Source organism: Glutamicibacter sp. 363, from assembly GCF_052379505.1.
Lineage (GTDB): Bacteria > Actinomycetota > Actinomycetes > Actinomycetales > Micrococcaceae > Glutamicibacter.
The window spans coordinates 24603-35341 of sequence record NZ_JBQSYR010000034.1; the positions used below are offsets into that span (position 1 = coordinate 24603).

The window sequence follows — 10739 nt, forward strand, 5'->3', positions numbered from 1 at the left end:
TTTGTCCTTGCTCAGGAGGATTTTCCCATGGTTCAAACCACCCACAGCGTGCTAGTCCATGTCCAGGTATCACCGGACGGCTCCCCGCAGAACACCACCGCAGGCTTGCTCGGAACCGCCGCTCAGTTCGGCACGCCCGTCGCCGTTGCCGTCTGTGCCGCGGGCCAAGAACAGCAGCTTGCGGCCAAGCTCGGTGAACTCGGCGCCGCCGAAGTTCACCTGCTGCCTACCGACCTCGACGCCTTGGCACTCGGCTCGGCCGATGTGGCGGCGCTCGCCTCGGCCACCAGCACTGTCGCTCCGTCCGCGGTGCTGCTCTCCAATACGGCCTCCGGCCGCACCATTGCCGGCCGTTTGGCCATTCGGGTTGAGGGTGCCGTCTGCGTTGATGCGGTGGGCATGCGCTGGGCCGAGGACGAGCCGATCGCCATGCACTCGATTTTCGGCGGAGACGTCACCTCGGAATCCACTGTCGAAGGCGGACCGCGCATCTTCACGATTCGCCCCGGTGCCGTAGATGCCCGCGCCGAGTCCGTCGCGGCACCGCAGCTGACCATCATCGAACCTTCGGCTCTGCCCAAGGTATCCAAGGGCGCCCAAATCCGCTCGGTCGAAGCGATGCAAAGCGATGCCTCCCGTCCGGACCTGCGCAGCGCCAAGATCGTCGTCTCCGGCGGACGCGGAGTGGGCTCGGCCGAAAAATTCGAGATCGTCGAGCAGCTGGCCGATCACTTCGGCGCGGCGATTGGCGCCTCGCGTGCCGCGGTGGATTCAGGCTTTGTCTCGCCGAAGCTGCAGGTGGGCCAGACCGGTGTCATCGTCTCCCCGGACCTGTACATTGCCTTGGGCATCTCCGGGGCGATTCAGCACCGTGCGGGTATGCAGACCGCCAAGACGATCGTAGCCATCGATAAGGATGAGAATGCGCCGATCTTCGACCACGCAGACTTCGGCATCGTTGGCGACCTGTTTACCGTAGTCCCGAAACTGCTCGAGGAAATCCGCACCCGCCAAGGGTAATCACGGCATTCTCCACTCAGGTAGGTTCCGGCGAAGCATCACCTGCCGGATACGACGACGCGATGAGGTTCAACGATTATGACCAAGCAACGGATGGCAGGCTACACGCCCCTGCGCGCCAAAGGCGGGGTAAAACCCGACGCAGCCGCCGAGCCTGCACAGAAAATTGAGGCGCCACCGACGGCGAGCGTGCCCGCAGCACCGGTCACCGAACCGGTGTCCAGCGAGCCGGCCCCAGAACAGGCTCCTGCACCGGCCGCGACGACGGCCGTTCAGCCTGAGCCAGCGCCGGCTCCCGTCTCGAACACCGCCGCTAGCTCCTCACGCCAACGCATGCAGGGCTATACCCCGCTCCGGGCTCCGGCCACGGACACCGCCAGCACCAGCGCACAGGTCGCGGCACCGGCTGCCGCTGCTGCGGAACCCGTTGGGGTGGCCGCAGCAACGCCGAGCGAAACTCCGGCAGCTCCGGTGGCTCCGGACTCGGAACCGGCTGCTTCAGCAATGGCCGCTTCGGGCACCGAGGCAGCTTCGGCGGATTCATCCGAACGGGTGGCAGTTCCGTCCAATCGCATGCAGGGCTACACTCCCCTGCGCCAACGCGAGGATGCGGCTGCCGGAAAGTCCCCCGAGTCTGCAGCGCCCGTTACCGAGGCCCCTGTGGCTGTCCCGGTTTCCGAACCAGTCGCCGACGATGCAGCCGCACTCGGGCAACCACCGGTCGTTGAAGAAGCCGCCGAGCCCGCGGCGCAGAGGCCACCGGCCGTTGCGGAACCAGCCGCGCAGGCCGCGAGCGCGGCCCAGCCTCCCGTCGCGGAAAAGCGCCCGGCCTCCGATGCCCAAGGAACTTCAAAGATCAAGATGAAGCCCTGGGTCAAGCCGGCGATCCTGGTGATCGGAGCGGTCATTGTGGCCCTGCTGGTGGTTCTTGCCGCGCGCGGCTTGCGCACGCTGGAACCAATCCAGGACTTCATCGCCACCTATGACGGGCATTCAACCATGCCCGACTCTGCGCCGCTTGGAATTCCGGCTTGGCTTGGTTGGCAGCATTTCTTGAATATGTTCTTTATCGTGCTGATTATCCGCACCGGGCTGCAGGTACGTCATGAGAAGCGACCGGCAGCGATGTGGACGCCCAAGGCGAACTCCTGGTTCTCCCCGAAGGGAAATAGCCCCAAGAAATATTCGCTCAGCATCTGGACCCACCAGGCCTTGGATGCGTTGTGGGTGCTGAACGGGGTGGTCTTCGTGATCCTGCTGGCCGTTACCGGCCAGTGGATGCGAGTGGTTCCGACCAGCTGGGATGTCTTCCCGAATATGATCTCCGGCGCCATTCAATATGCCTCGCTCAATTGGCCTGTCGAAAACGGCTGGATTCATTACAACGCCTTGCAGATGACCTCCTACTTCCTCGTGATCTACGTGGCTGCCCCACTGGCCGTCTTGACCGGTGTCCGGATGTCCAGCTGGTGGCCGACACAGCCTCAGGCCTTGAACCGGGTCTATCCGATCGAGCTGGCCCGCAAGGTGCATTTCCCGGTGATGATCTTCTTCGTCGCCTTCGTGCTGGTCCACATATTCCTGGTATTCACCACCGGCGCGTTGAAAAACCTGAACCACATGTATGCCTCGCGGGACGCGGCCGACGCCTGGGGGCTGGTGATCTTCTTGGTCTCGGTGGCGGTGGTCGCGGCGGCTTGGGTGTTCACCAGGCCCATGTTCCTCCTGCCGGTGGCAACGATGACCGGCAAAATTTCCAAGAACTAGGGTTCGCTTGCCACGGCGCCTGCAGGCTTCTCAGCGGAGCCGGCGGGCGCCGTTTGGCATCTCAGAGCACCGCTTCGAAGAGCAGAAGCTTCGAGTCACCGTCATCGGCGCGCACCATGCGAATCTCTTCGCCGGCCGCGATCTGCACAAACCCGAATTTCGCGTGCAAGCGTAGCGAGGAGACGTTTCGTTCGTTGGTGAAGTAGTACGCCCGCTGGCTCCGCACAGCGATCCATTCCAGACGCGCCGCAGTGAGGGCCTGGCCAATTCCATGCCTGCGCCAGTCTGGATCTACGATGACCCCGCCGAGGTAGTGGCCTGCCGGTGCAATTCCGTGGGCGTCTTCGTGCCAATGGGTCTTTGCGATGCCGGCAATCTGAGTGCCGGCCACCGCCACTACGACCGTCCGGTGCGAGGTGCTCTGGATTGCCTGCGCCGTCCACGGGTCCCGGCCGCTGTCCACACACAGCTGGGCTACGGCTGCCGCGTCCTCCGCGCGTGCTGCGCGCAGCCGTAGATCCTGAATCCCAACGGCCTTTGGCTGTCCCATTTGGTCGGCTCCCTTGCGCCATGCTCGCCACCGGGCGGGTAATCCGCCCGGCCTATCTACCCCAGTCGCCTGGAGCGGCGGTTCCGACGCAGCAAAGTTAGTCGACACTAGTCGACGCGTAGTGCCTTGATGACCTTTTCCACTCGGCGAGCACGGGTATCCGCGCCCTTTGCCGAGATGATCGGTTCAACATGACCGCGTTGCTTGCTGTAGGAGAGATTGTTCCAGGCGTCGGCTAGGGCCGGTTCCAAAGACAGTTTCACCGCAAGGTCCTCGGGGACTTCGATGATTCGCGGTGCCTCGTCGAGTTCCAGTTTCACAGTGATCTCATCCCCGGCACCCCGGCCGGTGGCTTGCCGCGTTTCGGAATTGAAGGAGATCAAAAATTGCCCGCCCATGGATGAGATGGTATTTCGATAGGTGTAGTCCCCGTCGATCGTCACCGTCACCGGTACCCGTTTGCCGTGATTGAATCCTCGGACGATGTCGTCGGGAACAACAATGCCCACATTATTTCCGGTCGAGGCCATCAAGGTGGTGGTGAATTCCGGCATGAGCTGCTCCTTTGTTTCAGGCAAGTCTATGATCTCCACGGTAGTCCAGTATCTCCGTGCTGACCACCATCAATTATCATGAGCTTCGAAGCGGTGCCAGCGGCCAGCCGGGTAGCCAGATTGGTCGACGGGCATGATTGCCCTGGTCTTCATAGTCCTTGGATCTTGCTGTGAGATCATGGACAGCACCACCACCGTGTGAATACCGCGCGGAGCCATCGTTGGCCATGCGTTGCAATCCATGCAAAGGAAAACTTGCCGGAACAAAAACCGAAACCCCACGAACTGCTGTTCTTCATCCTCTATTTGGCCGCTTGCGCGCTGATGGCCGGACTTCCGTTTCTCATCGGCTTCCTCACTCCGCTCTGGCTCCCGCAGCTCGGCGAGCTGAAACAGGGGCTTTGGCCATGGGTTCCGGTCCTTGTCATCGTCTTCACCCTGGTGCTGCTTGCTACGGGCGAAATCACCGACCGCCTGGTGCGACTGCTATTTCCCGATGCCGGCAAGATTGCCAGCAATACCTTGGAATCGTTGCTGAGTTTCGTGGTGATCGTGGGCTGCTACTACCTGGTCATGAGCACCTACCCGCTGGCATTGGCGAGCGCCGCGATCAGTGTGGCGGTCTATTTGCTCTGCACCCCGCTGATCAATCGGCTCACAGCCAGCGCACCCCGCGATACGCCCGGTGCCCCTTAGCTCTTGCTTTTTTCAGCACGCAAAAACCCCAGTGGCGCACGAACTGCTGTTCGGCACCTCTGGGGTTTTTGCTCGCTCCCGATTCGCGGAAACGCAGAGTATGAGCAGGCTTAGGCCTCTTCGTCCTCGTCGTCTTTCTTGTACGGATCGGCATCCCCGGCGTGGGTCTTGCCCTCGCGCAGCGAAGCGACCTCAGCATCCTTTTCCTTGGCCTTGGCCAGCAGTTCATTCAGAAGCGAGGCGCTCTCTGGAATCTCGTCTGCCACGAAGGCCAGGGTAGGGGTCAAGCGTATGGTCAGGTTGCGTCCCAGTTCCTTGCGCAGCGCACCGGTGCGCTTGGCGAGCATCTCGGCGATTTCCGCTTTGATCTCACCCTCACCGAACACCGTGTAGTACACGGTGGCGTGCTGCAGGTCGTTGGTGACCCGCGCGTCGGTCACGGTCACGTTGTCGATGCGCTCGTCTTTGATGACGGTGCGCAGCGACTGGGCCATGAGGACCTGAACGCGCTTGGCCAAACGGGCCGCACGGGCTGAATCAGCCATGGATCTCTCCTAAAAAATTGTCGTGAAAGTGAGGAGCGTGGGCGCTCACCGGTTAGTTTACCGGTGCGCGCCCACGCCGTTGCTCATCTAAGGATTAAGCTCGTGGCTTTTCGCGCATCTCGAAGGTCTCGATGATGTCGCCTTCCTTGACGTCGTTGAACGAGCCAAGGCCGATACCACACTCGAAGCCCTCGCGGACCTCGGTGACGTCGTCCTTTTCGCGGCGCAGCGAATCGATGTTCAGGTTGTCGCCCACTACCTTGCCATCGCGAACCAGGCGTGCCTTGGTGTTTCGCTTGATGGTGCCGGAGCGGATGATCGAACCTGCGATGTTGCCGAACTTCGACGAGCGGAAGACCATGCGGATCTCGGCGCTGCCCAGGGCAACTTCCTCGTACTCTGGCTTCAGCATGCCGGTCAGGGCAGCTTCGATGTCATCGATTGCGGAGTAGATGACCGAGTAGAAGCGCATGTCAACGCCTTCCTTATCGGCCAGGTCTGCCACGCGTTCTGCCGGACGCACGTTGAAGCCAATGATGATGGCATTGTCAACGGTTGCCAGGTTGACGTCGTTCTGGGTGATCGCACCGACGCCGCGGTGGATCACGCGCAGCTGCACGTCGTCGCCCACGTCGATCTTCATCAGCGAGTCTTCCAGTGCTTCGACAGCACCGGAGGCATCGCCCTTGAGGATCAGGTTCAGCGTATCGATCTTGCCATCTGCCACAGCCTGGTCGAAGTCTTCCAGGGTGATGCGCTTGCGGCGCTTGGCCAGCATCGCATTGCGCTCTGCGGTTTCGCGCTTGTCGGCGATCTGGCGTGCGGTGCGCTCGTCGTCGGTGATCAGGAAGCCGTCGCCGGCGCGTGGCACCGAAGACATACCCAAGACCTGAACCGGACGCGACGGCAGGGCCACGTCGAGGTTCTCGCCGTTTTCGTTGAACATGGCACGCACGCGGCCGTGGGCGGTGCCCACAACCATGGTGTCGCCCACTGCCAAGGTACCGGACTGCACCAGCACGGTGACAACCGAACCGCGGCCCTTGTCCAGGTTCGCTTCGATGGCCACACCGCGGGCGGACTTGTCAGGGTTCGCCTGCAGTTCCAGCACGTCGCTGGTCAGCAGCACGGCATCGAGCAATTCGTCGATACCATCGCGCTGCAGCGCCGAGACGTGGATGAACATGGTGTCGCCACCGTATTCTTCGGGAACCAGACCGTATTCGGTCAGCTGGCCCTTGACCTTGTCAGGGTTGGCGCCTTCCTTGTCGATCTTGTTGACCGCGACGATGATCGGCACGCCAGCAGCCTGTGCGTGGTTCAGCGCCTCAACGGTCTGCGGCATCACGCCGTCATCCGCTGCGACAACCAGCACTGCAACGTCGGTGACCTCGGCACCACGGGCACGCATGGCGGTGAACGCCTCGTGGCCCGGGGTATCGATGAAGGTCATCGCGCGGTCGCGGCCTTCGTGCTCGTGGTTGATCTGGTAGGCACCGATGTGCTGGGTGATGCCGCCGTGCTCGCCCTCGGTGACGTTCGACTTGCGGATTGCATCCAGCAGTCGGGTCTTACCGTGGTCGACGTGGCCCATGATCGTGATGACCGGGGCACGCTCTTCGAGCTCGGCTTCGCCTTCAGCCTCAAGTTCGGCATCCAGGTCCAGGCCGAAGCCTTCGAGCAGTTCCTTGTCCTCGTCCTCCGGGGAGACGACCAGGACCTTGTAGCCCAGCTCTGCACCGAGGACCTCGAAGGTCGCCTCGTCCAGCGACTGGGTGGCGGTAGCCATTTCTCCCAGGTGGAAGAGCACGGTGACCAGTGCTGCCGGGTTTGCGCCGATCTTATCGGCGAAGTCGGTGATCGACGCGCCACGGCGCAGGCGGATCTCGGAGGATCCGTTGCCGCGTGGAACGTTGACGCCGCCCAGGCTCGGAGCACTCATCTGCTCCAATTCCTGGCGCTTGGCGCGCTTGGACTTGCGCTGCTTGCCGCGTCCGGCACCGCCCTTACCGAAGGCACCGCCAACGCCGCCGCGGCCGCGTGGAGCGCCCGGACGGAATCCGCCGCCGCCTGCACCGGCACCCGGAGCGCCACCTGGACCGCCGCCGCCACCTGGACGACCGCGACCGCCGGCACCCGGACGACCGCCGGCTGCTGGAGCCGGACGATCGGTGCGGTTAGGCATCATACGTGGGGTTGCGCCACCTGCGGCGCCTGCGCCACCTGCGCCGGCACCTGCCGGACGTGGTGCGCCGGTTCCGGCACCTGCTGGGCGTGGACCGCCCTGGCCCTGTCCGGCCGGACGCTGTCCGCCGGCACCCTGTGGGCGTGGACCGCGAGCTGGTGCGCCATCACGTGGTGGACGTGGACCGCCGGTACCTTGACCGCCAGCACCCTGGGGGCGTGGGCCTCGGCCTGCTGGACGTGGACCGCCCTGGCCGCCTTCGCCGCGCATTCCCTGCTGTGCGGAGAACGGCGAGTTGCCCGGACGTGGACCGCCTGGACGTGGGGCTCCTGCGCCGGCACCCTGTGGGCGTGGTGCACGGTTCTGGCCGCCATCGCGGGAACCGCGACGCTCATCCCCGCCGCGCATTCCCTGCTGTGAGGAGAACGGGCTGTTGCCCGGGCGAGGTGCGCCTGCTGGCTTGGGCGCCGGCTTCGGACCTGGGCGTGGACCGCCCGGGGCCGGAGCTGCCGGTGCCTTGGCTGCCGGGGCATCCGTTTCGGGAGCCTTGGCCGCTGGTGCTTCTGCCGCCGGGGCCTTGGCCGCCGGAGCAGCCGGAGCCGCTGGCGACTTAGCAGCTGGGGCCGCCGGAGCTTCCGGAGCCTTAGCTGCTGGGGCAGCCGGGGTGGCAGCTGGCTTGGCCGCAGGCTTAGCGCCTGGCTTTGGACCGCCGGCACGTGGTGCTGGGGTCGAGCCTGCTGGCTTGGCTGGGGCTGCCGAACCTGGGAAGGCATCGCGCAGTTTGCGCGCTACCGGAGGTTCAACGGTTGAGGAAGCAGAACGAACGAATTCGCCCATATCCTGCAACTTGGTTAGGGCTTCTTTTGAAGTAATTCCGAGCTCTTTAGCGAGCTCGTGAACGCGGGGTTTAGCCACATCTCTCCTGTGTCGATGCGATCGGCTAGAACCCCGGGTTCAATAAGACTTGGGTGTTCTGGCTGATCAGCGTTGTAATTCGTGAAATTCTTCCGCCGCACGGTGGATCACGCAAAACCGATTGTTCATCGTTGTGCGCTCAACTTAGCGGACTCATCGGGTTGCCATCAGATTTCTGACCCGCTTTCATCATGATTGCCAGATAGCCGGCCCGTTGCCGGCTGATCTTCGTATGCGGCGAACTGCTGTGCCACGCAGGAGTCATCAACCGAACTTCTAAAAGCCCGGGAAAATGCCTTGCGTCGCACAGCATGCCGCACACACTTTTCGGTTCCGTGGGTCCAGGCACCCCGCCCTGCGGCGGAGCCCGAAAGATCCAGACGCACACCGCGCAGCGGTGAGTCCTGATTCAAAACCCAACGGAGTAGCTCATCTTGAGATGTGATGGTTCGACAGCCAATGCACGTACGTTGCTGATGCAGTTTCATGCGAGCGCCATCCTCACCTTCCACAACTTGTCAACGAGCCAACTACTAGTCTAGCGCGTTTAGACCTCGGCGCACGCGTGAGGTCCAGATCACAGGTACACCGAGGCCAAAAAACGTGCTAGGCAAATCTATTTTCCGTCTCCCGTTGGCCGGGATCCGGAATTGCTCAAATTTAGAGCTGTGGTTCCTTGCCACCGGATGCGGCAATGATGTCGATGCGCCAGCCGGTCAGCTTGGCGGCCAGACGCGCGTTCTGGCCTTCCTTGCCGATGGCCAGAGACAGCTGGCTGTCCGGCACGACCACACGAGCGCGACGCTCGTCCTCGTCGAGGATTTCGACCGAGACGACCTTCGAGGGGGACAAAGCGGCAGCGATGAACTTGGCCGGATCCTCGTTGTAGTCAACGATGTCGATCTTCTCGTCGTTCAATTCGTTCATCACCGCACGTACGCGGGTGCCCATTTCACCGATGCAAGCGCCCTTGGCGTTCACTCCGGCTTGGATGGCGTGCACCGCAAGCTTGGTGCGGTGCCCTGCTTCGCGGGCCAACGCCTCAACCACGACGGTGCCGTCTGCGATCTCTGGAACTTCCATTTCGAACAGCAGGCGAACCAGGTTCGGGTGCGAACGCGACAAGGTGATTGCCGGGCCCTTGGTCCCGCGTTCGGCCGAGACCACATAGGAACGTAAGCGGCTGCCATGGGTGTAGCGCTCGCCTGGAACCTGTTCGGGAGGTGGAAGCAGTGCCTCGACCTCACCGATATTCACCTGGACCATATGCGAGGAGTGGCCCTGCTGGATGACGCCGGAGATCAGCGTACCCACGCGCGAGGAGTACTCCCCCACGACCACTGCATCTTCGGCTTCGCGCAGACGCTGCATGATCACCTGACGTGCGGTGGACGCGGCGATGCGTCCGAAACCGTGCGGGGTGTCATCAAATTCGCCCAGCAGCACACCGGTGGAATCGCGGTCCTCGACGAGGATTGCCACATGTCCGTTGCTCTGCTCGATATGAGCGCGAGCACCGGGCATCGCGCCGTCGGTCTTGTTGTAGGCCAGCAGCAGTGCCGACTCGATGGTAGGGATCAGCACATCCATCGGGATGTCCCGCTCTTTTTCCAGGATGCGTAGCGCATCGAGATCAATATCCATGCCTAGCCCTCCAAATCTTCGTTATCGATGTTTTCAAATAGCGCGTCGTCGAAATTGATTTCCGGGTCAACGACTGCCTTGCGGATGTCTTCCAGGGCGAAGGTCTTCGGTTCATCGACCTTGACCTTCATGCCCTTCTTGGCAGGCTCATGGTGCACAGAAATGACTACCTCGGTGTCGGCGACCTCGGTCAGCCGGCCGCGCAGCTTGCTGCCATCGGAGAGATTGAACTTCACCATCCGGTTCTTCGCACGGATCCAGTGACGATTCAGCGTCAGTGGGCGCGATAGACCTGGGGAGCTTACTTCGAGTTCATACGGATCGACTGACGCGTACTTTGCGTCCTGATCCAAGGCATTAGAAATGGTGGTAGTTACTTCACCAAGTTCGTCCAAAATCACCGATTGGGTGCCGTCAGCCTTGTCGACGATGACCTGCACGATCATCTGCTTTCCCGAAGGGCGGACAGAGACTTCTTCCAGCACCAGCCCGTGGGATTCCACTTCCTTCTCCAGCACGGTCGTCAACCGTTGTGCCTCTTGTTCGGTATCAGCCGGCTTAGCGGTCATGGATATCCTCCCACGTTATTCGATGTTGTCCTTTAAGGGTATATGCACGCACGCAAGATGAGAACTGCTTAATGGGTACAGGTGAAAGAACTCACGCGCAATTCGCGCATTCAGCGCGTTTGAACCGGGCTTGGCCCGCAACTTCATGGCATGATCGAATCGCCATGACTGAGAACTCGACACCGCAACCCACTCGACGCACCCCAAAAACCAGGCGCGCACCGGGCTGGATCGCACCGCTGCTAGCCGGAGTTCTATGCGCTGGCCTCACTTGGAGTGTGGGCATGAGCATCT

At 62.3% G+C, this 10739-nt stretch carries 10 protein-coding genes; 3 read left to right on the forward strand and 7 right to left on the reverse strand.

What is annotated here, in order from left to right; translation table 11 throughout:
• Positions 1-27 precede the first annotated feature (27 nt).
• Both ACT3UA_RS16680 and ACT3UA_RS16685 read left to right on the forward strand, forming a co-directional pair.
• Positions 28-1020 (forward strand): electron transfer flavoprotein subunit alpha/FixB family protein, encoded by a 993-nt coding sequence (locus tag ACT3UA_RS16680; protein ID WP_096287270.1) that lies wholly within the window; start codon positions 28-30, stop codon positions 1018-1020.
• A 78-nt stretch (positions 1021-1098) separates the two neighbouring features.
• Positions 1099-2787, forward strand: a complete 1689-nt coding sequence (locus ACT3UA_RS16685; RefSeq protein ID WP_444617465.1) for a cytochrome b/b6 domain-containing protein — start codon at positions 1099-1101, stop codon at positions 2785-2787.
• A 61-nt stretch (positions 2788-2848) separates the two neighbouring features.
• Here the strand turns inward: ACT3UA_RS16685 and ACT3UA_RS16690 are convergent, their stop codons facing one another.
• Complete coding sequence (locus ACT3UA_RS16690; RefSeq protein ID WP_444617467.1) at positions 2849-3337, reverse strand: GNAT family N-acetyltransferase; 489 nt, start codon at positions 3335-3337, stop codon at positions 2849-2851.
• A gap of 107 nt (positions 3338-3444) precedes the next feature.
• Positions 3445-3891, reverse strand: coding sequence for a YdeI/OmpD-associated family protein (locus ACT3UA_RS16695; protein ID WP_444617469.1), 447 nt, complete (start codon positions 3889-3891; stop codon positions 3445-3447).
• Between the two features lie 255 nt (positions 3892-4146).
• Here ACT3UA_RS16695 and ACT3UA_RS16700 point away from each other — a divergent pair, with 255 nt between their 5' ends.
• Positions 4147-4587: a hypothetical protein gene (locus ACT3UA_RS16700; protein ID WP_444617471.1), complete on the forward strand. Its 441-nt coding sequence runs from the start codon at positions 4147-4149 to the stop codon at positions 4585-4587.
• Between the two features lie 110 nt (positions 4588-4697).
• Here ACT3UA_RS16700 and rbfA read toward each other — a convergent pair whose 3' ends face one another.
• From rbfA to rimP, 5 genes are all read right to left on the reverse strand, one after another.
• Complete coding sequence (gene rbfA / locus ACT3UA_RS16705; protein ID WP_096287278.1) at positions 4698-5132, reverse strand: 30S ribosome-binding factor RbfA; 435 nt, start codon at positions 5130-5132, stop codon at positions 4698-4700.
• Positions 5133-5226: 94 nt separating this feature from the next.
• Positions 5227-8232 carry a translation initiation factor IF-2 gene (gene infB / locus ACT3UA_RS16710; RefSeq protein ID WP_444617473.1) on the reverse strand — a complete coding sequence of 1002 codons (3006 nt, stop codon included), beginning with the start codon at positions 8230-8232 and terminating at the stop codon, positions 5227-5229.
• Between the two features lie 167 nt (positions 8233-8399).
• Positions 8400-8720: a YlxR family protein gene (locus ACT3UA_RS16715; protein WP_444617475.1), complete on the reverse strand. Its 321-nt coding sequence runs from the start codon at positions 8718-8720 to the stop codon at positions 8400-8402.
• Between the two features lie 172 nt (positions 8721-8892).
• Entirely contained in the window at positions 8893-9876 is a 984-nt protein-coding gene (nusA, locus tag ACT3UA_RS16720; protein WP_444617477.1) for a transcription termination factor NusA, read from the reverse strand.
• A 2-nt stretch (positions 9877-9878) separates the two neighbouring features.
• Complete coding sequence (gene rimP, locus ACT3UA_RS16725) at positions 9879-10445, reverse strand: ribosome maturation factor RimP (RefSeq protein ID WP_444617479.1); 567 nt, start codon at positions 10443-10445, stop codon at positions 9879-9881.
• Positions 10446-10739: the final 294 nt, after the last annotated feature.

Excerpts from the sequence above, each read along its gene's own strand:
- ACT3UA_RS16680 (WP_096287270.1), top strand. The coding sequence starts at position 28 with ATGGTTCAAACCACCCACAGCGTGCTAGTCCATGTCCAGGTATCACCG.
- ACT3UA_RS16690 (WP_444617467.1), bottom strand. The coding sequence starts at position 3,337 with ATGGGACAGCCAAAGGCCGTTGGGATTCAGGATCTACGGCTGCGCGCA.
- ACT3UA_RS16715 (WP_444617475.1), bottom strand. The coding sequence starts at position 8,720 with ATGAAACTGCATCAGCAACGTACGTGCATTGGCTGTCGAACCATCACA.
- nusA (WP_444617477.1), bottom strand. The coding sequence starts at position 9,876 with ATGGATATTGATCTCGATGCGCTACGCATCCTGGAAAAAGAGCGGGAC.
- rbfA (WP_096287278.1), bottom strand. The coding sequence starts at position 5,132 with ATGGCTGATTCAGCCCGTGCGGCCCGTTTGGCCAAGCGCGTTCAGGTC.
- ACT3UA_RS16685 (WP_444617465.1), top strand. The coding sequence starts at position 1,099 with ATGACCAAGCAACGGATGGCAGGCTACACGCCCCTGCGCGCCAAAGGC.
- rimP (WP_444617479.1), bottom strand. The coding sequence starts at position 10,445 with ATGACCGCTAAGCCGGCTGATACCGAACAAGAGGCACAACGGTTGACG.
- ACT3UA_RS16695 (WP_444617469.1), bottom strand. The coding sequence starts at position 3,891 with ATGCCGGAATTCACCACCACCTTGATGGCCTCGACCGGAAATAATGTG.